Origin of the sequence: Shewanella putrefaciens (assembly GCF_016406305.1) — a bacterium.
Classification (GTDB): Bacteria; Pseudomonadota; Gammaproteobacteria; order Enterobacterales; family Shewanellaceae; genus Shewanella; species Shewanella putrefaciens_C.
This window is the reverse complement of record NZ_CP066369.1, coordinates 3,432,681-3,454,390: the sequence shown is the minus strand read 5'-3', so window position 1 is coordinate 3,454,390 and position 21,710 is coordinate 3,432,681. Positions and strand designations below refer to the sequence as shown.

Genomic DNA, 21,710 nt, shown 5'->3' with positions numbered 1-21,710 from the left:
GATAAATCTGCGCTAGCTCAATGCAGTAGGTTTTGTTTAAAACCTCAGTATTTAGCAGGAACGCGGCGCATTGTCTTTCCTTCAAAACGTAGTGCTTGTGGATATGATTACAATTAAGAAAGGATTGGAACTGCCTATAGCAGGCGGACCAGAGCAAGTTATCCATAATGGCCCAGCCATTAAACATGTAGCTACTTTGGGTGAAGAGTATATTGGCTTACGTCCTACGATGAAGATCAAAGTGGGCGATAAAGTACAAAAAGGTCAGGTTCTTTTTGAAGATAAGAAGAATTTAGGCGTTAAATATACGGCTTTAGCCAGTGGTACTATATTAGACATTAACCGGGGCGCCCAGCGTGTGCTGCAGTCTGTCGTTATTCAAGTGGAAGGCAACGAAAGCGTTACCTTTGCTAAGTATGACGCCACTGCACTCGATACGCTCGACTCGCAACTGGTCCGTGACAATCTGATCGAATCAGGTTTATGGACTGCATTGCGTACACGTCCTTTCAGCAAAGTTCCTGCTGTAGATTCATCTGCCGCTGGTATTTTTGTAACCGCGATTGATACTCAACCCCATGCTGCCGATCCCGTTGTGGTGATCCGCGAGCATAAAGAAGATTTTGCTAATGGTCTTAAAGTCTTAGCAAGACTCACTGAAGGTAAAGTCTACCTTTGTAAAGCGCCTGGCGCCGATATCCCTGCCGCAAACGCCCAAGTTGAAGAATTTGCCGGTGTGCACCCTGCAGGATTAGTCGGTACTCACATTCACTTCTTATTGTCTGCCTCTGCAAAACGTACTGTTTGGCATATTGGTTACCAAGATGTAATAGCCATTGGTCAGCTATTTACGACGGGTGAGCTCAATACCGAACGTGTGGTTGCGATTGCCGGTCCTAAAGCGGCCAAACCAAGACTGGTTCGTACAGTATTGGGTGCAAGCATGGCTGAATTGACTGCTGGCGAAGCCTTAGATGGTAATGTACGTGTTGTTTCAGGTTCTGTTCTGAACGGTCGTACCGCCGTTGGCCCGCAGGGGTATTTAGGTCGTTACCATGTTCAAGTGAGTCTGTTAGAAGAAGGTACAGAGAAAGAATTTTTAGGCTGGGTATTACCAGGCTCAAATAAATATTCAATTACTCGTGCATTCTTAGGACATCTTGCTCCTTCTCGTCTGTTCAGTATGACGACCAGTACAGGTGGTTCAGACCGCGCTATGGTACCCATTGGTAACTACGAGCGTGTTATGCCTCTGGACATTCTTCCTACTATGTTGTTGCGTGACCTGATTTCGGGTGACTTCGACGGTGCTGCTACCTTGGGCGCATTAGAGTTAGATGAAGAAGATCTCGCACTGTGTACGTTCGTATGCCCAGGCAAGTATGACTACGGTTCATATCTGCGTGACTGTCTAGATACGATCGAGAGGGAAGGCTAATGAGCTTGAAAGATTTTTTCGAACGTATTGAACCCGACTTTGAAAAAGGCGGTAAATACGAAAAGTTTTATGCCCTATTCGAAGCGGCATACACCATTTTTTATACCCCGGGTAAAGTGAACAAGGGCAAAACCCACGTTCGCGATAACCTCGACCTAAAACGTATGATGATTACGGTTTGGGCCTGTGCTTTCCCCGCGATGTTCGTGGGTATGTACAACGTAGGTTTACAAGCTCAATTAGCGCTCGTGGCTGGTTTTGCGACCCCTGACGTATGGCAAGTGAGCTTGTTTAGCATGTTCGGTACCGAACTGACGGCAAACTCTGGCTGGCCTGCACTGATGTGGTATGGCGCCTGTTTCTTCCTACCTATCTACGCGGTGACGTTTGCCGTCGGTGGTATCTGGGAAGTGCTGTTTGCCTCTGTCCGCGGTCATGAAGTCAACGAAGGTTTCTTCGTTACCTCTATCCTGTTCGCTTTAACGCTGCCAGCAACTATCCCATTATGGATGGTGGCGCTGGGTATCACCTTCGGTGTGGTCGTGGCGAAAGAAGTGTTCGGTGGTACAGGGCGTAACTTCTTAAACCCAGCACTCGCGGGTCGTGCCTTCCTGTTCTTCGCGTATCCGCTGAACATGTCAGGTGATACCTCATGGGTTGTGGCTGACGGTTACTCTGGTGCAACTGCACTGAGCCAAGCGGCATCTGGCACCTTAGATTACGCCATTAACCAAAACTGGTGGGATGCGTTCTTCGGTTTCATTCCTGGTTCTGTCGGTGAAGTGTCTACATTAGCGATTCTGTTAGGTGGTCTGGTCATCATCTATACCCGTATTGCTTCATGGCGCATTGTTGGTGGTGTGATGGTGGGTATGATTGCCATTTCTACGCTGCTTAACTTTGTCGGTAGTGACACTAACCCAATGTTTGCAATGCCTTGGTACTGGCACTTAGTGTTAGGTGGTTTTGCGTTTGGCATGATGTTTATGGCGACAGACCCAGTGTCAGCGTCATTCACTAACCAAGCTAAATGGGCATACGGTATCTTGATCGGTGCAATGGCTGTGTTTATCCGCGTGATTAACCCTGCATTCCCAGAAGGCATGATGTTAGCGATTCTGTTTGCTAACCTGTTCGCGCCATTGTTCGACCACTTCGTGGTTCAGGCAAATATCAAGCGGAGGATTGCCCGTGGCTAGTAATAAAGATTCGTTCGGCAGAACGTTATTTATCGTCGTTGGCTTATGTCTAATTTGTGCGATATTTGTGTCTACTGCAGCAGTGTTACTGCGCCCAACTCAAGCGGAAAATAAACTGCTTGATAAGCAAAAGTACATTCTGGAAGCCGCTGGTCTTATCGATACTAAAGCGGGCAAAGTGACCAAAGCGCAAATTTTGGAAACTTATGGTAAACACATCGAAGCTAAACTGGTTAACTTGAAAACCGGTGATTGGGTTGAGGGTGTGAATGCTGATACTTTCGATCAACGCAAAGCCTCTCGTGATGTGAAAACCTCATTTGTACCTGAGAACGACATTGCTTCTGTGAAGCGTGTTGCAGAGGATGCAGTGGTTTATTTGGTTCGTGATGAACAAGGTAAATTGACTAGCGTGATCCTGCCCGTTCACGGTTATGGTCTGTGGTCGACTATGTATGCCTTCCTCGCGTTAGATGCTGATCTCAACACGATTCAAAGCCTAGTTTACTACGAGCAAGGTGAAACCCCTGGCTTAGGTGGCGAAGTGCAAAATGCCCAGTGGAAAGCAAAATGGCATGGCAAAAAGTTATTTGATGAGCAAGGTAACATTGCCATCAGCGTAACTAAAAACCCTGCTGTGGCTAGCTCTGAATACGGTGTAGACGCATTATCTGGTGCGACACTGACCAGTAACGGTGTGCAACATTCACTGACATTCTGGTTAGGTAAAGAAGGTTTTGCGAGTTTCATTGAAAAAGCACGCAATGGAGGTCTCAGCTAATGTCTGACGCTAAAGAACTGAAACAGGTTCTGACAGGACCTATAGTCAACAACAACCCGATTGCATTACAAGTTCTTGGTGTATGTAGTGCGTTAGCGGTAACGAGCAAGCTCGAAACTGCATTGGTCATGGCGTTGGCATTAACTGCGGTAACTGCGTTTTCGAACCTGTTTATCTCAATGATCCGTAATCATATTCCTAGCAGTGTGCGTATTATCGTACAGATGACCATTATTGCCTCTTTGGTAATCGTGGTTGACCAATTGCTGCAGGCTTATGCTTATCAGATTTCTAAGCAATTATCGGTATTCGTCGGCCTTATCATTACGAACTGTATCGTAATGGGACGCGCCGAAGCCTACGCGATGAAAACACCGCCAATGATGAGCTTTATGGATGGTATCGGTAACGGTTTAGGTTACGGTGCAATTCTGTTAGCCGTTGGCTTCGTACGTGAACTGTTTGGTAACGGTTCTCTGTTCGGTGTTGAAATCCTGCACAAGATCTCTGATGGTGGCTGGTATCAACCAAACGGTCTGCTACTACTGCCTCCGAGTGCGTTCTTCCTGATCGGTGTTCTGATTTGGATTATTCGTACCTATAAGCCAGAGCAAGTTGAAGCAAAAGGGTAAGTGCGATGGAACATTATATTAGCCTGTTAATTCGCTCTGTTTTCATTGAAAACATGGCACTGGCCTTCTTCCTTGGTATGTGTACTTTCTTGGCTGTGTCTAAGAAAGTGACCACCGCCATGGGCCTAGGGATTGCGGTAGTTGTAGTGTTAACTATCTCTGTTCCTGCTAACCAAGTTATCTATCAAGGGCTGCTCGCTCCTGGTGCTCTCGCTTGGGCTGGCGCACCTGAAGCCGATTTAAGCTTCTTGAAATTCATTACCTTTATCGGTGTGATTGCAGCTTTGGTTCAAATTCTGGAAATGGCACTGGATAAGTACTTTCCACCTTTGTACAACGCCTTAGGTATCTTCTTACCTTTGATCACTGTGAACTGCGCGATTTTCGGTGCGGTATCATTCATGGTTGAGCGTGACTACAAACTCGGTGAGAGTGTGGTGTTTGGTTTCGGCTCTGGAGTAGGTTGGGCATTAGCTATCGTATTGATGGCCGGTATCCGTGAGAAGCTGAAGTATGCCGACGTGCCTAACGGCCTGCGTGGTTTAGGTATTACCTTTATTACCGCTGGTTTAATGGCCTTAGGTTTCATGTCGTTTTCTGGCGTGTCGCTGTAAGGGACACCAAACGGCTTCTTGAATTGGACCTTCTAAGGATAAGTTAATGGATATTCTTGGTATTTTTAAATCTACTCCGCTCGAGGTTTACCTCGGTGTGAGTATGTTTACTGCTATCGTCCTCATCTTAGTATTAGTGATTTTATTCGCTAAATCTAAACTTGTGGCGAGTGGTGACATCACGATCGGCATCAATGACGATCCTGAAAAAGCGATTAAAACCGGTGCGGGCGGTAAGCTGTTAGGCGTTTTAGCCAATAGCGGTATCTTCGTATCGAGTGCCTGTGGTGGCGGTGGCTCATGTGGCCAATGTCGCGTGGTGATTAAGTCTGGTGGTGGTGATATTCTGCCAACTGAACTTGACCACATCAGCAAAGGTGATGCCCGTAAAGGTTGTCGTCTTTCGTGTCAGGTTAACGTTAAGAACGATATGGAAATCGAGCTTGACGAAGAAATCTTCGGTATCAAAAAATGGGAATGTACTGTTATCTCTAACGATAACAAAGCCACTTTCATTAAAGAACTGAAGCTACAAATTCCTGATGGCGAATCAGTTCCATTCCGCGCAGGCGGTTATATCCAAATTGAAGCGCCAGCTCACCATGTTAAATATGCAGACTTCGACGTGCCTGCAAAATACCGCGGTGACTGGGAACACTTTGGTTTCTTCAATCTTGAGTCTAAGGTTGATGAAGAAACGATTCGTGCTTACTCAATGGCTAACTACCCAGAAGAGTTTGGCATCATCATGCTGAACGTGCGTATTGCTACGCCTCCACCACGTAATTTGACACTGCCTTGCGGTAAGATGTCATCTTACATTTGGAGCTTAAAAGCGGGCGATAAAGTGACGATTTCTGGTCCATTCGGTGAGTTCTTCGCGAAGGATACCGATGCAGAAATGGTGTTTATCGGCGGCGGTGCGGGTATGGCACCAATGCGTTCGCACATTTTCGACCAACTCAAGCGCCTTAAGTCTAAGCGTAAGATGAGTTTCTGGTACGGTGCGCGTTCTAAGCGTGAAATGTTCTACGTGGAAGACTTCGACGGCCTCGCCGCTGAGAATGAAAACTTCGTATGGCATGTGGCGCTGTCCGATCCTCAACCAGAGGACAATTGGGACGGTTATACTGGTTTTATTCATAACGTATTGTATGAAAACTACCTGAAAGATCACGAAGCCCCAGAAGATTGCGAGTTCTACATGTGTGGACCTCCAATGATGAACGCTGCCGTAATTGGTATGTTGAAAAATCTTGGTGTCGAAGATGAAAACATCCTACTGGATGACTTCGGCGGCTAATGTTCATTAGCCTGAGATGAAAAAAGTTGCAGATGTTGAGGACCATCTCTCATCTGCAACTTTTGCATTTAAGGGCACAATAAAGAGTTGTTGGTCACTATGTCTAAGACCTTAGCGTTAAAAACCGCAATGTTAAAAACCTCAGTGTTAAAGCATTCAGTGAACTGGCTAGTCCTCCTTGGGCTGGCCTTTTTTATTTCGGGCTGTACAAAACCGGACGAAGTGATTTCATTAGCCGGTAGCACTATGGGCACGACTTATCACATTAAAGTCGTTTCGAATAAGCAGATGCCGACGGCGCAATTACTACAGGCAGAAATTGATCTGGCGCTTGAGTTAGTCAATGATCAAATGTCTACCTATCGCCCTCATTCAGAATTATCCCGTTTCAACCAACTGCCATTAGAGCAGAGTGTTGAAGTTTCTGCCGATACCATTAAAGTGGTGCAGGAAGGCATACGTCTCTATGACGTAACCGATAAAGCCTTGGATATCACCCTTGGGCCATTAGTGAATCTATGGGGATTTGGGCCTGATAAGCGTCCAACTCAAGTGCCATCACAGGCCGATATTGATGCGGCTAAAGCGAAAACCGGTATCCACGAACTTTCTATCGAAGGCAATCGTTTAAGTAAACACAACGCCCATTTGTATGTGGATCTATCATCAATTGCCAAGGGCTTTGGTGTCGATAAGGTGGCCTCTATTTTAGATAAGTACCAGGCAACGGGTTACTTAGTGGAAATTGGCGGCGAGCTAAGCATTAAAGGTACTAAGAGTGATGGCAGTTCTTGGCGCGTGGCGATAGAAAAACCCACAGATGATGGTATGGCAGTGCAACAGGTGATTGAGCCGGGCACTATGGCTATGGCCACTTCAGGGGATTATCGCAATTATTATGAAGAAGACGGTCAACGTTTTACCCATATAATTGATCCACGTACTGGTTTACCTGTAAATCATAAGCTAGCCTCTGTGACCGTGCTGCATAAAGAGTGTATGACGGCCGACGGTTTTGCGACGGCGATGATGGTTTTAGGCACAGAAGCATCATTGGAGCTTGCCAAGAAGGAACACTTGGCGATAATGCTAATAGAAAAGCAAGGTGAAGGATTTAAAGTCTATTATAGTGACGCCTTCAAGCCTTTCCTTAAGTAGTTGGAGTAAACATGAGCACTTTTATCGCGGCATTTGTGATTTTGTTATTGTTCTTTTTGCTGATGTCGATAGGTTATCTCATTAAGCGCAAAGCCGTTGAAGGAAGCTGTGGCGGTTTGGGTGTACTAGGGATTGAAAAAGCCTGCGATTGTGATGATCCCTGCGACAAGCGTAAGCGTCGCATGGCTGCTGAAGAAGCGCGCCGTGAGAAGCTAACCAAAGACCGAATTATTTAACCCCTCTTAATCGACAATAGCCTCCTACCTAGGAGGCTATTTTTTGCCTGAAACTTACCAGCCTAGACGATTCACTTAAATTTATCCTTGGGATATGAGGTAGATAGCGTGCTAATCTAAGTGAAAATGAGAATGTTTTTTATCTTTAAGTTTGTGAAAAATAAAGAAAATTTGAGTTAGTCGATAAATTGTACTAGGCTAGAAGCTTGATTTAGATCAATCTTTTTCCCTTTAACAAGGATCGTAACTTATGAAAGGTCATCCAAAAGTGGTTGGGCAACTGAATCGGGTGCTTACCTGTGAGTTGACGGCCATCAATCAATATTTTCTCCATGCTCGAATGTTTAAACATTGGGGCCTAGAAAAGCTCAATCACGTCGAATACAAAAAATCCATTCAAGATATGAAACACGCCGATAAGCTTATCGAGCGGGTGCTGTTTTTGGAAGGACTGCCGAATCTGCAGCAACTTGAAAAGTTACGCATTGGTGAACATAGCCAAGAAATGCTCGACTGCGATCTAGCCATGGTGCAAGAGCAGCTAACACTGCTGCGCGATGCGATTAGCCTGTGTGAAGCCGAGCAGGATTATGTCAGTCGCGATCTGCTAGAAGATATTCTTGAAGATGAAGAAGAGCACTTAGATTGGCTCGAATCACAGCAGGAGCTAATTAGCTTAACCGGTATTCAAAATTATCTGCAGTCACAAATGAGTGAGTCATAGGAGCGAAATATGAAAGGCGATAAAGACGTTATCGATGCATTAAATCGACTCCTAACGGGAGAACTCTCGGCGATGGATCAGTATTTTGTCCATGCCCATATGTACGAAGATTGGGGGCTAAACGAACTCTATGAGCGGATCGCCCATGAATCGGATGATGAGAAAGGTCATGCGGCAAAACTGGTACAACGTATTTTATTCCTCGAAGGCGTGCCTAATGTGGCGGCCCGTGAGGCATTAAATATCGGCTCAAATGTGGAACAGATGCTGCGTAACGATCTCGCCTACGAATATAAGGTTGCCGATGATTTGCGTAAAGTCATTGCCCTGTGTGAGCAGAAGCAAGATTACCAGACCCGTGAAATTCTCGAAGTATTACTCGACGATACTGAGTCTGACCATATGTATTGGCTCGAAAAACAACTCGGACTAATTGACCGAATTGGTTTGCAAAATTATCTGCAAACGAAAATGTAGTTAAAGTTGCACCTCAAATTAAGGCCAGTTAAGTCATTTAACTGGCTTAATGTTATCAAGTCCACTTAAGAGACAAAGCTTGCCTTGAGCAGGTTTGGACGAGTACGGCTCCCGCATAATTAGAGTATATAGCCTAATTGACTGCCAAATAGGTCTTTCACCAACTCATCCTCTGTGATCTATATCAAATTTAGCAAATAGTGTTAAACGACTATTCCTGTGTCTTTACAAATACTTGTTTACGTATTTTCTGAGCATTTCATCTGTTGTTAGTCGGTAAAAATTGTTACCGTGTGAAACTGTTTTTGTACGCCTTTTGTCAGTTATAGCTCAGCCAGACGGGAAGATTAATGGAATATATAAAACGCTCTCTCAGTTTACAGTTGGTGGTGACTATCGTTGGTGCACTTGCTGTACTCCTCACTTTAGTTGCTGCTTTGCTTGTTAATAAAGAAAGTAACAATACCCGTAAGCAAGTGGATGCGGATATTTCGGCGCTGGTAGCCTTAAAAGCCAACGAAATCAGTGGTTACTTTATTGCCAAGGGGCAAGTGATCCATTCAGTGTTTGCCGAGCCCGGGTTAGTTAATTGGTTTAGTCAGTACCATGCCCGCGGCAGTAACCTCGCCACTGATGCGCAGTACCAAGATATTATTCGTTATTTTAAGTCGTTCTCTGAGCGTGATAGCGATGTGAAGTCAGTGTTCTTTGGCTCGGCCAATACCTTTGAATATTTTGATTTAAATGGCCGTTTCGATGGCGATCCTAACTATTACACCAATAAACGCCCTTGGTGGCAGGAGGCGATTGACCAGCGCGGTCTGTTTGTTGGCGATCCCGCAGTCGATGCCAACGACGGTTCTATTTCTGCGACGGTTAAAACCCCTGTCTATGGGGCCAATGGCGAGCTTATCGGCATTGGTGGTATGGATATTTTGATCGACACCATAGGCAAAAACCTTTTGGCACCAATCAAATACCGTAATTTCGGTCAAGCTTTCTTGATGACGGATGAAGGCAAGTTGGTGTATTTCCCTGGTTTCTCCGAGCGTTTTCCTCCGGGGTCCTTAGCCAATCAAATTGATAGTCAATTTAAGGACACTGCAGGTTTTACCGCCCTAAGACAGCAGATGCAGCGTGAGCCTGAGGGGTTTGCTGAAGTCACCTTCAATGGCATTTCCCAGCGGGTGGTATTTGTGTCTGTCGGCGGCGATTATCCAAAACAAAAATGGCACTTAGCCTTTATGTTGCCCCACGAAGTGATTGAAGCACCCGTTACGGCGGCATTTTGGAATGCCTGTTTTGTCGCCATCGGCATTATGATCTTAGTGGGGATGACGGTTTGGTTGATGTTACTGCCCTTTAGACGTCAGTTGTCTAAGTTGCTCGATGCGATGGAAGACATTGCCGAAGGTGATAGCGATTTATCCCAACGTATTCTTATGCAGCGGGAAGATGAGTTAGGTAAGTTGGGTGATGCTTTTAATCGCTTCGCCGAGAAAGTGCAGCATATGCTGTTGGATACTCGAAGTTTAACCCAAGAGGTGGGCACGGGTGTTGTCGATGCGCGGCAGATCTGTGACTTAGCCGTATCGTCGGTCTCATCGCAGAAGCAACAGATAGATTCGGTTGCCACCGCCGCAACTCAAATGGCGCAAACCAGCCAAGAAATGGCCGTGAGTGCCCAGCGGGCGAATGATTTTGCCGAGAAGGCGCAAACTCAGGCCAGCGATGGTACGCAAATCGTTTCCCGCGCGACCGAAGGCATGAAGGCGCTATCCCAGCAGGTGATTGAAGCGGCGAAAGTGATTAAACACCTACGCAGCAGCTCAGAGCAAATCGGTGAAGTCCTGAGTGTTATCCGTAATATTGCCGAGCAAACCAATCTACTCGCATTGAATGCGGCGATTGAAGCGGCGCGGGCGGGGGAGCAGGGCCGTGGCTTTGCCGTAGTGGCCGATGAAGTACGTACTTTGGCATCCCGTACCCAAGATTCTACCGCCAATATTCAAGGAATTATCCAAACGCTGCAACAGAGTGCCCTGCAAGCGGAGCAAGTGATGGAGTCGGGCGTCGAGCAGGCGAAAGCGGGTCAAGTGTTAACGACTCAGGTTGAAGCGGCGCTGAATGACATTGCCACGGCGATCATGTCTATCCAGCAGCAGACGGTAGAAATTACCGTTGCTATCGGTCAGCAAGCTGTGGTGGCCGAGGAAGTGGCGCAAAATGTCGAGAATGTGCGTGGGCTATCGGATCAGTCTTTGTTATCGAGCCAGGATTTGTCCCAAAGCCTGCAGGGTTTTGAGCATATGACCCGTGAACTCAGCCGCAATATCGGCCAATTCAAGATCTAAACCTGAGTGAGGCAGCGTGTTCACTAATATGCTGACGGCTTGCTAACTTAGCCCATGCATTAACGAATTATTCCCCCATAAAAGGAGCCTAGGCTCCTTTTACTTTTCGCCTTATTCCATGTAAATCGGCTAGCGGCACTTGATTACTGTTTTTATATACAGTATTTTGGCGTTGGAGGAATTCAACGTGCGAAAAATTATTCACATCGATATGGACTGCTATTTTGCCGCAGTGGAAATGCGCGACTTTCCCGAGTACCGTGGCAAGCCGTTAGCCGTGGGCGGTAGCAGCGATCGCCGTGGAGTGATCAGCACTTGCAGCTACGAGGCGCGTAAATTTGGTGTACGTTCGGCGATGGCGACCGCCTATGCCCTTAAGTTGTGTCCCGATCTTATTTTGGTACCTGGGCGGATGCAGGTTTACAAAGAAGTGTCGCTGCAAATTCGTGAAATTTTCTCCCGCTATACCCCATTGATTGAACCGCTTTCCTTAGATGAAGCCTATTTAGATGTGAGTGAGTGCCAACAATATAAGGGCTCTGCGACTTTGATTGCTAAGGCCATTCGCCGCGATATCTTAGCCGAAACAGGGTTAACCGCTTCGGCGGGCATAGCCCCGGTGAAGTTTTTAGCTAAGGTCGCCTCGGATCTGAATAAACCAAACGGCCAATATGTGATTACCCCAGAGACGCTTCCCGAGTTTGTTAAAACCCTATCGCTACGTAAAATTCCCGGTGTCGGCAAAGTCACCGCCGAAAAGCTTGCTTCACTCGGGCTTAACACCTGTGGCGATGTGCAGCGCTATTCGAAACAAGAGTTACTTGCCCGATTCGGTAAATTTGGCGGAGTCTTGATTGAACGTTCCCAAGGAATCGATGAACGGGGTATTTCCATCGGCCAAGAGCGCAAATCCGTCGGGGTTGAAACCACGCTGGCGAAGGACATTTATACTCTAGAGCAGTGCCAACAGGTGATGCCGGGATTGATCCAAGAATTAGCCCTACGTTTAAGTCGCAGCGCTAAGGAGCGCAAAATTCATAAGCAAGTCGTTAAACTCAAGTTTAACGATTTCAAGCAAACCACCATAGAGCACCGCAGCGATGAAGTCTCGATTGTCATGTTCTACGAGCTACTGGCGCAGGCGATGGCAAGGCAAGAGGGGCGCGGCATTCGCCTATTAGGTATTTCAGTGGGGCTCGCCGATTCTATCCTCACCGCCTCCGAGAGCCTAACTGCCCAGACTCAACTCGATTTAGCCTTCTAGGGCGTATAGATACTTTAGGGGGGATGTTGGTGAAGATTAAGTGGTAAAGATTGAGTGACGAAGATTGTGTTGTGAGAATCAAGATTAAGCGACAAAGATTTAGCGGCGATAAAACTAAGGCCATATCTGAATTTTGCAGATATGGCCTTCGATTGGTGCGAATCGCTTAAGGCTAATCCTTAGGCTTTAACTGGAATGCGCTCGAGTACGGCTAATAATAAGGTCCAGTATTGGCCGACTGTGGTGATGTTCACCATCTCGTCTGGACCGTGGGGATAGCGAATGGTGGGGCCAATCGAGACCATATCCATCTCTGGATAGGGTTTCTTGAATAGACCACACTCGAGACCCGCATGGATCACCATGATCACTGGCTCTTTGTGGTAAATGTCTTGATAGGTTTCACGCACTATCGCCATTACGGGCGAGCTGTTATCGGGTTTCCAGCCTGGATAAGCGCCGCTTAAATCAATTTCGGCTCCGGCTAAGTTAGTTAACGCAGTTAACATGCCTTCGACTTGGCTGCGACCAGAATCAATTAGTGAACGGATAAGGCATAGGATTGTGACTTGTTCATCGTCTGTGCTGATAACGCCTACGTTGAGTGAGGTTTCAGTCACCCCTTCGACTTCATCGCTCATGCGGATCACGCCGTTCGGGCACACATGTAGCAAATCGATCAGGGTATTTTGGCTGTTCTCACTCATCACCCGTTTTGGCGTTGGGATTTCAGTCAACACTAAACGCATATCGGGATCGGCAATAGCAAGTTCTGTGCGTACTAAGGCTTCGAAGGCGCTGACTTTTTCATTAAGCGCATCGACATTTTCGGCGGGCAACATAAAGCTGATATTGGCTTCCCGTGGAATCGCATTACGCAGTGAACCGCCGGTAAATTGGGTCAGCTCTAACGCTAACTCATCGGCATTTTCAAACAGGAAACGCGCCAATAGTTTATTGGCGTTGCCACGACCTAAGTGAATGTTCACCCCAGAGTGGCCACCCTTTAAGCCCGACAAATGCAGACTAAAGGCCGAGTAACTTTGCTCAGAGGCCTGCCACACCATAGGCAGGGTGATTTGGGCATCGACGCCGCCGGCGCAGCCCATGTAGATTTCACCTTCTTGCTCTGAATCTGTGTTGATCAGGATCTCAGCATCGAGCATGCCCGCCTGTAAACCGAAGGCGCCCGTCATGCCCGCTTCTTCATCTATGGTCAGCAGCACTTCTAATGGGCCGTGCTTGATATCATCAGAGCCTAAAATGGCCAGCGCCGATGCCATACCGATACCGTTATCAGAACCTAAGGTTGTACCTTTGGCTTTAACCCAATCGCCATCTACATAGGCTTCGATAGGATCTTTCGTAAAATCATGGACTTTATCGGCATTCTTCTGTGGCACCATATCGATGTGAGCTTGGATCACCACAGTTTTACGATCTTCCATACCCGGCGTAGCAGGTTTACGGATGATTAAGTTGCCAACGGCATCTTCGACTACGGCGAGTTGCTTATCTTTGGCCCATGCTTGGATGTGCTGGCTTAAGGCTTGCTCGTGTTTGGAAGGGTGGGGAATAGCACAAATTTGTTCAAACCATTGCCATAATGGCTGTGGGTATAACTGACTTAACGCTGTCACGGATGTGTCCCTCATAAGGTCTTGTGGGTATAGGGCAAATTTGCGGCCATTCTAGCACATTCTGTGCAGCCAAATAATCACAGCGTCACAGGCTTTTGCTACGCTGGCAGCCAAAGTTTCCAGTTCGATTTTTTAAGAGGGTGCCGATAGCACTTTTAGATTGGTAATTAGGCGATAGAGCGGGAATAATGCAGACACAATAATGAAAAAGGATGGGTCATGTTTCAAGTTAATTTCGTTGATGTAAAAGCAGAAAATGCCATTTTTGATGGTGAAGGTTGGGATGCGGTTGTGGTGGTGACGCCCGATCTGGATGCCATCGATTTTGATGAGATAGGGTTATTAGCTAAGCACGGTGCCCACGTGGATAAGCGTGTCGGTAAGAGCCCGACATTACTGTTTGCCCCTGGGCTGGCGGGAGGTCGCTTGATTATCGCGCCTGTCACCCAAGTGAACGACGAGTATGTGGACGTGCGAGTCTATGCCGATGCCGCAAGGGCGGCGATTGCCATTGCCAAAGAGGCGGGCGCAAAACGCCCACTGTTATATGTAGTGCCATCGAAGGACGCGCGTTTTGGTTTTGCCGCTGAAGTTGCGGCCTTAGCCTGCGGTCAAGAACTGTGGCAAACCTTAGAGCTGCGTGAGGCGACCGGCTTAACACCTGCATTTGAGGCCATAGGGTTATTCTCTTCATCAACCCATAACAGTAATTTGCTCAATGCCTTAGAAGCAGGACGAGTACTAGCGCGGGATTTATGTGGTACTGAGCCCGAGCGCATGTCGGCTAAAGCCTTTACCGATTATTGTCTGCAATCCTTTAAGGGCAGCGTGATCAAAACCGCCGTGGTGGAAGACAGAGATATTTTAGAGCGAGATTATCCGCTGCTCAGCGCCGTGGCGCGTTCGTCTTTTGCCGTCAGTCGTCATCAGCCCCGAGTCGTGAAATTAGAGTATTTGCCAGAGGGTGAGGTGACTCGCACTTTCCTGTTTGCAGGTAAGGGCGTGATTTACGACACCGGCGGCGCCGATCTGAAAGTCGGCGGTGCTATGGCGGGCATGAGCCGCGATAAAGGCGGCGCTTCTGCCGTGGCGGGGCTATTTAAAACTCTGTCCATGCTCAAACCTAAGGGAATTCGCGTGATTGCCGAGTTGGGGTTAGTGCGTAACAGCATTGGTAGCGAAGCCTTCGTCACCGATGAAATCATCACTAGCCATGCGGGGGTGCGAGTGCGGATTGGTAATACGGATGCCGAAGGGCGTTTAGTGTTAGCGGATTTACTGAGTCATTTACGCATCAAAGCCGTGTCGGCGGTGAAGCCAGAACTATTTTCGGTGGCAACACTGACTGGGCATGTGGTGCGCTGCTATGGCGGTTATCCTGCGGCGGTGGAAAACTCGGTAGCGAGCGCACAGCAATGCGCTGTCACTTTACAACAGCAGTCGACTCAGTGGGGCGAGCCCTTTGAAGTGTCGAGCCTGCGCCGTGAAGATTTTGCTAAGATCCGCGATGTGTCTGGCGCTGCTGAAATATTATCCTCAAATAATGCGCCGTCATCGGTGACTGCCCGTGGACATCAATATCCTGCGGCGTTTTTACTGAAGGCGTCAGGGCTATTTGACCATGGGCTTAATGCCCCCATTCCCTTAGCTTATACCCACTTAGATATCGCCGGCAGTGCGACTGAAGGTGATCCGCTGTATGGCAAACCTACGGCCAGTCCGCTGGTGGGCTTGTATCAATATCTGATCAATCGCTAACGATTTGTGGTAACAAATAGAAATAATTCTGTAATATCTTACTTATTAGATGTTTACAGGATTATTTCTGTTTTTATGTGAAGCAGATCGCCATTAACTCCACTATGATTGTGTAATTTAATTACATTAAAAAGCGTTAATTAAAAAAAATACAAATAAAGGTTGTAATAAAACTACAAATCCATATAATTGCTTTCGTGGATTAGGCACTACGCCTTTCCTCTCTAGTCTATCCAGGATGGATATTTTTCTCCAAGGACCCGAGTGACAAGTCGTCTCAACGGATTTGAGAATCTCTAGTTCCAAGGAACCGAGCCAAGCTTCACTAGAGCACTTAATCACAACTTATTTAGGAGTATTGACTATGTCTTATACAGGCAACAACCATTTTTATTGGCAGAACACTTGGTTCAACACTGATGTTTTGCGTGGCGGTTTATTCGCCATGAGCTTTAAGGGCTAACCCTCCTTAAAGTTTTAGTTTCCATCATCCATCAACCTTTGTATCGCCTTTTTTGGCGTGTTTAGACTCAAGTAGCATATCGGTGTTTTTGCATGGGTATGCCAGGTTTTTCCCGCTAGCGCGGTAATGTACTTCCCCGAAAGGGACGCTTGAAATATGTCTTTGCCTGCTCATTGAGCAGGCTTTTTTTTGCCTTTTTTTCTCCTAACGCTTAGCAACGGATACCTATGATCGGAAAATTCTATAGCGGATTGAGGCTGTTATCTTAAAATGACAATGTCATCGCTAGAGAATAGCGTTCCTATAAGAGCATGTTTTTTAAAAGTAAATTGCTGTAGATGTTCGGTGGGAGTGTTCTACGACTAAAGAATGATAAAATTTGTTACCTTTGTCACACAAAATGCAAATGCAAACCGTTCTCAATAGTGTTACCGTATGCACACCCTGAAGCAACAACCTAACTAACTATGCGCTTTAATCTACTTCCTCTTGCGGCTGCTGTGACTCTGGCATTAAACCCCTTGGCAGTTTGGGCTGAAGATCAGTCTTCTGCTGCCGATGCAAAAGATCAAAATATCGAAAAAATTACTGTGATGGGTAAATACACCATCAGCAGAACGATTGATACTGCGACAGGCTTAGGGCTGTCGCTGCAGGAAACTCCTCAGTCCGTCAGTATTATGACCGCCGAGCGGATACAGGATCAGGCATTAAATACCGTTGTCGATGTAGTCAATAACACTGTGGGTTTGTCTTCATCTAAGACAGATAACGTGCGTAATGGTTTTTCTGCCCGTGGATTCGATGTTCAAAACTATCAAATTGATGGCGTGCCATTATCGTGGAGCTTAGGTGGGGATGCGGGGGAAACTGTCTCCGATGTGTCTATTTACGAGCGCGTTGAAGTGGTTCGTGGCGCGACAGGATTACTCACAGGTGCGGGCGATCCTTCTGCCTCCATTAACCTTGTTCGTAAACATGCAGATAGCTCCGATCTTAAGGGGTACGTCGATGTGGCGACGGGCAGCTGGGATAAAAAAGAAATCACCGCCGATGTCTCCAATGGGTTGAATGAAAGCGGTAGTGTGCGTGGCCGCATGGTGGCTAAGTATTTGAATAGCGACTCTTATCAAGATCTCTATGAGGACCGTAAGACCATTTTCTACGGTGTTGTCGATACCGATATCACCGAGAATACGCTGCTGCGAATAGGGGGGAGTTACAATCATAATGACCCTAAAGGCGCTATGTGGGGAGCATTACCCGCGGTATTCAGTGATGGTTCCCCCACAGATTGGGATGTTTCTACGACTACGGCTGCCGACTGGAGCCGCTGGGAAACAACTAATATCAACTACTTTGCTAACCTTAATCACTACTTCAGCAACGGTTGGCAATTAGTGGCGAACTATAATCGCATGGAGTATGAAACCACCACCAAAATGATTTATATGTCTGGTTTACTCGATGAAAATACCGGAGCCGGATTAAGTGGCCAGCGTTATCACAGTCATGGTGAGAGTAATTCCGACAACTTCGATTTGCAGTTGAAGGGCGATTATGAGTTATTTGGGCAACAGCATGAGTTTGTAACGGGGGCTCTCTATAGCAAACAAAAATCCTATGCCGACACCTTTGAACCTATCCGCGACAATATGTCGGGGTGGGATTCACAGCCAGTCGATAACTTCTATGAATGGCAGCAAAATCAATTTGCAGAGCCTGAGTGGTCAACAGATGCTAATCGCCAGTTGGATATGGATACGGAGCAGAAAGGCGTTTACGCTGCCACTCGATTGACCATTACCGATGATTTTAAAGTGATTGCCGGTGGACGTATTTCCAGTTGGAATCGTGAAGGTGTTAGTTATGGCACCGATACTAACTTTGGTGATGATGGTGTGTTTGTGCCCTATGTGGGCGCCTTGTACGACATCAATGAAGCGCACCGGGTTTATGCCAGTTACACCGAAATCTTTAACCCGCAAAACTACATAGATATCAATGGTGATTACCTTGATCCATTAGAAGGTAAAGCCTATGAGCTAGGCCTTAAGAGTTCTTATCTCGATGATCGCCTGCACACCACAGTGGCAATATTTCAAATCGATCAGGATAATTTAGCCATTCTTGCGGGCACTGTGATGATTGATGGTCAACCCGTGAATTATTATGAGGCTGCCCAAGGCACTAAGAGTAAGGGCTTTGAGTTGGAAGTCGTGGGTGAGCCCGCCGATGGTTGGAACATCTCCGCGGGTTATTCGCAGTTTAATGCTGAGGATAAAGAGGGGAAAAGAGTCGCGACAACCAGCCCTCAGAAACAGTTTAAGCTATTTACCACTTATCAATTTGTTGAGCTTTTACCCGAGCTGACCGTGGGCGGAGGCGTTAATTGGCAAAGTGACAGCTATTCTGAGGGGGGCACAGTACGGATTGAACAGGAGGCTTACTCATTAGTGAACCTGATGGCACGCTATGATTTAGCCGATAATATGGATCTGCAGTTCAACCTCGAGAATCTGCTCGATGAGAAATACTATGCCTATATGTCGACCTCAGACTATCTGCCCGAAGCTTATAGCGTATATCACTACGGTGCGCCGCGTAACTTTACCGTGAGCTTTAACTACCGTTTTTAAGTGCTTAAATCGTTTGAACTAAAAGTAGCCGGTGTTCCTCGTAGCGCCGGCTTTTTTATGTGCAGCGCTTGCTATATCAGTGAATATCAGGGGTCTAATTCATGGTGGCATGTAAGTCGTTGCCATCCATCAAGATTATCCTGCTTAAAAAACAGTGCGCTTTTACTTTTAATAGACGCTTGAATATTGTGCTCGTGCCTATTGGCTTGCTAAGCCTAGTTACCACAGTTTTTTATAGGGTTAACTCGGGGTGATTTTTTTGTTCTGATTAGCGATTTCTATCAAGCATTTTTCTATCAATGTTCTGGCCTGACCAGCACAAACTCCCTATAATCGCCAACGAATAACACTAGCTACATAGTATTTACATTTTTATCCCCTACCTACTCAAAATAAAAAGGAACCCAGTTCCATGTTAGAAAAGCTGTTCAAACTGAAACAAAATCAAACGAGCCTCAAGCAGGAAGCAATAGCAGGTTTGACCACATTTATGACGATGGCCTACATCATTTTTGTCAATCCAATGATGTTAGCCGATGCGGGTATGGACCATGGTGCCGTGTTTGTGGCGACCTGTTTAGCCGCCGCTGTCGGTTGTTTAGTGATGGGACTCCTAGCGAATTATCCCATCGCCCTCGCCCCCGGCATGGGGCTTAACGCCTTTTTTACCTACACTGTCGTGGGGGAAATGGGTTATAGCTGGGAGACAGCCCTAGGCGCGGTATTTCTCTCGGGAATTTGCTTTTTAATCTTATCCTTAGTGCGTATACGGGAATGGATTGTGAATAGTATTCCTATGTCGTTGCGCCTAGGTATCGCCGCGGGGATTGGATTGTTCCTCGCACTTATCGGCCTTAAAAGCGCAGGTATAGTGGTGGCAAGTCCTGCAACCTTAGTGACTATGGGGGATATCACAGCGTTCCCAGCTGTGATGGCGGTGTTAGGGTTCTTCCTGATTATTGCCATGGTGCAACGTGGCATGAAGTCGGCGGTGATTTTAAGCATCCTGATAATCACTGGCCTAGGATTAGTGTTTGGTGATGTGCAGTACCAGGGCATAGTTTCGATGCCGCCTTCTGTTGCGCCGACCTTTATGAAGATGGATTTATCCCAAGTATTTGAAGTTACAATGCTGTCAGTCGTGTTTGCCTTCTTATTTGTGGATCTCTTCGATACCTCTGGCACCTTAGTCGCCGTCGCCCAGCGCGGTGGTTTTCTCGATGATAAAGGCCGTTTACCACGGTTAAATCGTGCCTTAACCGCCGATAGTTTAGCGACCATTGCGGGCGCGGCTTTTGGGACTTCGACGACCACTAGCTATATCGAGAGCACATCGGGTGTGAGCGCGGGTGGCCGCACAGGTTTAACCGCCGTGGTCGTTGGGTTGCTGTTTATTGCCGCATTATTCCTGTCGCCATTGGCGGGCATGATCCCCGCCTACGCTACTGCGGGCACCTTGTTTTATGTGGCGATTTTGATGATGTCGGGTCTAGTTCATGTGGAATGGGAGGATTTAACCGAAGCCGCCCCAGTGGTGGTGGTGTGTATTTTAATGCCGCTAACCTTTTCCATTGCGACTGGCATCGCCTTTGGCATTATCTCCTATGCCGCAATCAAGTTAATGACGGGACGTTTTAGTGATCTGAACCTAGGTATCGTAGTCTTGGCGGCATTATTTGTGGCTAAATTCATTTATGGCTAATGGATAGCCCTTAGTGAATAACCTTTAGTGAAATAGCCTGTTATTAGGCAAAATGTTGAGGGTCATCTAATCGATGACCCTTTTTAATGCGCTATCCCAAGCAAAATAGAAAATTTATGGCGACTTAAGGGCTCCTCGCTACCAATTAGTGAATGGATTAGGTATAAGGATTGTTCGGTTATTTTTTACAAATGAATAATGAACTTAAGTGAGATTGCGTATCGCCGCGTAGTAGTGAAATTGGGGACGAGTGTGCTGACCTCCGGCAGTAAACAGCTGGATAAAGCCCATATGGTTGAGCTTGCTCGTCAAATGGCCGCACTGATGAAGTCAGGGGTCGAAGTCGTATTATGCACCTCAGGGGCGATTGCCGCTGGGCGTGAACATCTCCAATACCCGACACTGCCCGACACTATGGCCAATAAGCAATTGTTAGCCGCTGTCGGGCAAAGTCAGTTGATCCTCGCTTGGGCACAACTCTTTAGTATTTATGGGCTGCATGTGGGGCAACTCTTGCTAACCCGTGCCGACCTACAGAATAGGGAACGTTATCTCAATGCTAGGGATACCCTTAATGCTTTGTTAGCAAACAATATTATCCCCATCATCAACGAGAATGATGCCGTCGCCACCAACGAGATTAAAGTCGGTGATAACGACAATTTATCGGCCCGCGCGGCGCTGCTGTGCGATGCTGACTTATTGATTTTATTGACGGATCAAAAGGGTCTATTCGATGCCGATCCGCGCACTAATCCAAACGCTAAACTGATCTCCCAAGTTGTTAAAATTGACGATAGCCTGCGGATGCTGGCGGGCGGCTCTGTATCGGGTTTAGGCACGGGCGGTATGTCGACTAAACTGGAAGCGGCGGATATTGCGCGCCGCGCCGGGATTGAGGTGGTGATTGCCTCGGGGCATCATCCCGATGTGATCAAAAAAGTCGTCGGTAAAGAATCCGTTGGCACTCATTTTAGTGCGATTGAAAACCCGCTCGAAAGCCGTAAACAGTGGATATTAGCTGGCCCCGCGACTCAAGGTTCCATAGTGCTGGATGCGGGCGCGGTAAAAGCCGTCACCGATAAGGGCCGTAGCCTATTGTCTAAAGGTATTATTGGGGTTAAGGGCGAATTTGAGCGCGGTGCAACGCTGCAATTAGTTGATCAAAAAGGTAAAGTGATTGCGAAGGGGATGACGAGATATTGTGGTCAAGCCTTGAGTTTGATTGCGGGCAAGCATTCCGACGAGATCGAGTCTGTGCTCGGTTACGATTATGGTGACGCCATAGTGCACCGCAACGACATGGTGGTCTTATAAGCGAGGTCTGT

17 protein-coding genes are annotated in these 21,710 nt (G+C 47.0%); 16 read left to right on the top strand and 1 reads right to left on the bottom strand.

Features of this window, described 5'->3' with window-relative positions; translation table 11 throughout:
• Positions 1-103 precede the first annotated feature (103 nt).
• The 12 genes from JFT56_RS15110 to dinB all read left to right on the top strand — a co-directional run bounded on the left by JFT56_RS15110 (position 104) and on the right by dinB (position 12,180).
• Positions 104-1,438, top strand: coding sequence for a Na(+)-translocating NADH-quinone reductase subunit A (locus JFT56_RS15110; protein ID WP_198780844.1), 1,335 nt, complete (start codon positions 104-106; stop codon positions 1,436-1,438).
• A complete protein-coding gene (locus JFT56_RS15105; protein WP_198780843.1) occupies positions 1,438-2,637 on the top strand; it encodes an NADH:ubiquinone reductase (Na(+)-transporting) subunit B in 1,200 nt (399 codons plus the stop codon). The genes JFT56_RS15110 and JFT56_RS15105 overlap by 1 nt, the downstream gene beginning before the upstream one ends.
• Complete coding sequence (locus JFT56_RS15100) at positions 2,630-3,418, top strand: Na(+)-translocating NADH-quinone reductase subunit C (protein WP_198780842.1); 789 nt, start codon at positions 2,630-2,632, stop codon at positions 3,416-3,418. Before JFT56_RS15105 ends, JFT56_RS15100 begins: the two co-directional genes overlap by 8 nt.
• Positions 3,418-4,050: an NADH:ubiquinone reductase (Na(+)-transporting) subunit D gene (locus JFT56_RS15095; RefSeq protein ID WP_006080467.1), complete on the top strand. Its 633-nt coding sequence runs from the start codon at positions 3,418-3,420 to the stop codon at positions 4,048-4,050. Before JFT56_RS15100 ends, JFT56_RS15095 begins: the two co-directional genes overlap by 1 nt.
• Before the next feature lie 5 nt (positions 4,051-4,055).
• Complete coding sequence (gene nqrE, locus JFT56_RS15090) at positions 4,056-4,664, top strand: NADH:ubiquinone reductase (Na(+)-transporting) subunit E (RefSeq protein ID WP_006080469.1); 609 nt, start codon at positions 4,056-4,058, stop codon at positions 4,662-4,664.
• Between the two features lie 46 nt (positions 4,665-4,710).
• Positions 4,711-5,967 (top strand): NADH:ubiquinone reductase (Na(+)-transporting) subunit F, encoded by a 1,257-nt coding sequence (nqrF, locus tag JFT56_RS15085; RefSeq protein WP_198780841.1) that lies wholly within the window; start codon positions 4,711-4,713, stop codon positions 5,965-5,967.
• Between the two features lie 99 nt (positions 5,968-6,066).
• A complete protein-coding gene (locus JFT56_RS15080; protein ID WP_233095525.1) occupies positions 6,067-7,125 on the top strand; it encodes an FAD:protein FMN transferase in 1,059 nt (352 codons plus the stop codon).
• An 11-nt stretch (positions 7,126-7,136) separates the two neighbouring features.
• Complete coding sequence (nqrM, locus tag JFT56_RS15075) at positions 7,137-7,361, top strand: (Na+)-NQR maturation NqrM (RefSeq protein ID WP_007645837.1); 225 nt, start codon at positions 7,137-7,139, stop codon at positions 7,359-7,361.
• 250 nt (positions 7,362-7,611) lie between these two features.
• On the top strand, positions 7,612-8,085 hold the full coding sequence (gene bfr, locus JFT56_RS15070) for a bacterioferritin (protein WP_198780840.1): 474 nt from the start codon (positions 7,612-7,614) through the stop codon (positions 8,083-8,085).
• A 9-nt stretch (positions 8,086-8,094) separates the two neighbouring features.
• Positions 8,095-8,562, top strand: a complete 468-nt coding sequence (bfr, locus tag JFT56_RS15065; RefSeq protein ID WP_198780839.1) for a bacterioferritin — start codon at positions 8,095-8,097, stop codon at positions 8,560-8,562.
• A gap of 350 nt (positions 8,563-8,912) precedes the next feature.
• Positions 8,913-10,916, top strand: coding sequence for a methyl-accepting chemotaxis protein (locus JFT56_RS15060; protein WP_198780838.1), 2,004 nt, complete (start codon positions 8,913-8,915; stop codon positions 10,914-10,916).
• Between the two features lie 187 nt (positions 10,917-11,103).
• The gene (gene dinB / locus JFT56_RS15055) at positions 11,104-12,180 is read left to right on the top strand and encodes a DNA polymerase IV (protein WP_198780837.1); all 1,077 of its coding nucleotides are present in this window, start codon (positions 11,104-11,106) and stop codon (positions 12,178-12,180) included.
• A gap of 179 nt (positions 12,181-12,359) precedes the next feature.
• On the opposite strand, the gene JFT56_RS15050 is transcribed toward dinB, so the two are convergent.
• Positions 12,360-13,820: an aminoacyl-histidine dipeptidase gene (locus tag JFT56_RS15050; RefSeq protein WP_198780836.1), complete on the bottom strand. Its 1,461-nt coding sequence runs from the start codon at positions 13,818-13,820 to the stop codon at positions 12,360-12,362.
• 219 nt (positions 13,821-14,039) lie between these two features.
• Between JFT56_RS15050 and JFT56_RS15045 the strand changes: the two genes are divergently transcribed.
• The 4 genes from JFT56_RS15045 (at position 14,040) to proB (ending at position 21,699) form a co-directional block, all read left to right on the top strand.
• Positions 14,040-15,578 carry a leucyl aminopeptidase family protein gene (locus tag JFT56_RS15045; protein WP_198780835.1) on the top strand — a complete coding sequence of 513 codons (1,539 nt, stop codon included), beginning with the start codon at positions 14,040-14,042 and terminating at the stop codon, positions 15,576-15,578.
• A gap of 930 nt (positions 15,579-16,508) precedes the next feature.
• On the top strand, positions 16,509-18,680 hold the full coding sequence (locus JFT56_RS15040) for a TonB-dependent siderophore receptor (RefSeq protein WP_198780834.1): 2,172 nt from the start codon (positions 16,509-16,511) through the stop codon (positions 18,678-18,680).
• Between the two features lie 412 nt (positions 18,681-19,092).
• Positions 19,093-20,382, top strand: a complete 1,290-nt coding sequence (locus tag JFT56_RS15035) for an NCS2 family permease (RefSeq protein WP_198780833.1) — start codon at positions 19,093-19,095, stop codon at positions 20,380-20,382.
• Between the two features lie 198 nt (positions 20,383-20,580).
• The gene (proB, locus tag JFT56_RS15030; RefSeq protein WP_198780832.1) at positions 20,581-21,699 is read left to right on the top strand and encodes a glutamate 5-kinase; all 1,119 of its coding nucleotides are present in this window, start codon (positions 20,581-20,583) and stop codon (positions 21,697-21,699) included.
• The last annotated feature ends 11 nt before the right edge of the window (positions 21,700-21,710 follow it).

What these genes read in the sequence shown, in the direction of transcription:
- JFT56_RS15060 (WP_198780838.1), top strand. Translation starts at nt 8,913, where the DNA reads ATGGAATATATAAAACGCTCTCTCAGTTTACAGTTGGTGGTGACTATC.
- JFT56_RS15080 (WP_233095525.1), top strand. Translation starts at nt 6,067, where the DNA reads ATGTCTAAGACCTTAGCGTTAAAAACCGCAATGTTAAAAACCTCAGTG.
- JFT56_RS15035 (WP_198780833.1), top strand. Translation starts at nt 19,093, where the DNA reads ATGTTAGAAAAGCTGTTCAAACTGAAACAAAATCAAACGAGCCTCAAG.
- JFT56_RS15095 (WP_006080467.1), top strand. Translation starts at nt 3,418, where the DNA reads ATGTCTGACGCTAAAGAACTGAAACAGGTTCTGACAGGACCTATAGTC.
- JFT56_RS15110 (WP_198780844.1), top strand. Translation starts at nt 104, where the DNA reads ATGATTACAATTAAGAAAGGATTGGAACTGCCTATAGCAGGCGGACCA.
- bfr (WP_198780839.1), top strand. Translation starts at nt 8,095, where the DNA reads ATGAAAGGCGATAAAGACGTTATCGATGCATTAAATCGACTCCTAACG.
- JFT56_RS15105 (WP_198780843.1), top strand. Translation starts at nt 1,438, where the DNA reads ATGAGCTTGAAAGATTTTTTCGAACGTATTGAACCCGACTTTGAAAAA.
- JFT56_RS15045 (WP_198780835.1), top strand. Translation starts at nt 14,040, where the DNA reads ATGTTTCAAGTTAATTTCGTTGATGTAAAAGCAGAAAATGCCATTTTT.
- nqrM (WP_007645837.1), top strand. Translation starts at nt 7,137, where the DNA reads ATGAGCACTTTTATCGCGGCATTTGTGATTTTGTTATTGTTCTTTTTG.
- nqrE (WP_006080469.1), top strand. Translation starts at nt 4,056, where the DNA reads ATGGAACATTATATTAGCCTGTTAATTCGCTCTGTTTTCATTGAAAAC.
- nqrF (WP_198780841.1), top strand. Translation starts at nt 4,711, where the DNA reads ATGGATATTCTTGGTATTTTTAAATCTACTCCGCTCGAGGTTTACCTC.
- JFT56_RS15040 (WP_198780834.1), top strand. Translation starts at nt 16,509, where the DNA reads ATGCGCTTTAATCTACTTCCTCTTGCGGCTGCTGTGACTCTGGCATTA.
- bfr (WP_198780840.1), top strand. Translation starts at nt 7,612, where the DNA reads ATGAAAGGTCATCCAAAAGTGGTTGGGCAACTGAATCGGGTGCTTACC.
- proB (WP_198780832.1), top strand. Translation starts at nt 20,581, where the DNA reads ATGAACTTAAGTGAGATTGCGTATCGCCGCGTAGTAGTGAAATTGGGG.